Source organism: Enterococcus sp. E5-162 (genome assembly GCF_035725965.1).
Classification (GTDB): domain Bacteria; phylum Bacillota; class Bacilli; order Lactobacillales; family Enterococcaceae; genus Enterococcus_B; species Enterococcus_B lactis.
In genome coordinates this window covers 1-800 of the sequence record NZ_JAPRFV010000039.1, presented here as the reverse complement: position 1 = coordinate 800, position 800 = coordinate 1, and the positions used below count along the sequence as shown (strand labels likewise).

The 800-nt window shown below is 46.4% G+C and carries 1 tRNA gene and 2 rRNA genes; all 3 read right to left on the bottom strand.

The features are described 5' to 3' along the window. Nucleotides 1-258: ribosomal RNA gene (locus OZZ83_RS14665) — 23S ribosomal RNA — on the bottom strand; the annotation flags it as partial. 177 nt (nucleotides 259-435) lie between these two features. Further along, nucleotides 436-508: transfer RNA gene (locus OZZ83_RS14660), tRNA-Ala, on the bottom strand. Between the two features lie 76 nt (nucleotides 509-584). Continuing rightward, a 16S ribosomal RNA gene (locus OZZ83_RS14655) occupies nucleotides 585-800 on the bottom strand; the annotation flags it as partial.

The window sequence follows — 800 nt, the reverse complement described above, 5'->3', positions numbered from 1 at the left end:
TTCGCTCGCCGCTACTCAGGGAATCGAATTTTCTTTCTCTTCCTGCAGGTACTTAGATGTTTCAGTTCTCTGCGTCTACCTCGAATGTGCTATGTATTCACACAATCGTAACATCCTATTAAAGATGCTGGGTTCCCCCATTCGGAAATCTCTGGATCATAGCTTACGTACAGCTCCCCAAAGCATATCGGTGTTAGTCCCGTCCTTCATCGGCTCCTAGTGCCAAGGCATCCACCGTGCGCCCTTATTCACTTAACCTTATCAACCTTTCGGTTGGGTTTTGATCCTTCTTCTAGCGATAGAAGTTAGATCAAGAAAATAAGCAATTGAACTTATTAAAAAACTCATTCAACGCGGTGTTCTCGGTTTGTATTACTTACATTTACTTCAAATATCCAGTTTTCAATGAACAAATTTAACAACTAATGTTGTTAATGGAGCCTAGCGGGATCGAACCGCTGACCTCCTGCGTGCAAAGCAGGCGCTCTCCCAGCTGAGCTAAGGCCCCGTTTTAAATTGAGAGTAAACCTCTCAAAACTGAACAAAGTAAAAACAAATTGTGTAGTCTCCGTAATATTCCTTAGAAAGGAGGTGATCCAGCCGCACCTTCCGATACGGCTACCTTGTTACGACTTCACCCCAATCATCTATCCCACCTTAGGCGGCTGGCTCCAAAAGGTTACCTCACCGACTTCGGGTGTTACAAACTCTCGTGGTGTGACGGGCGGTGTGTACAAGGCCCGGGAACGTATTCACCGCGGCGTGCTGATCCGCGATTACTAGCGATTCCGGCTTCATGC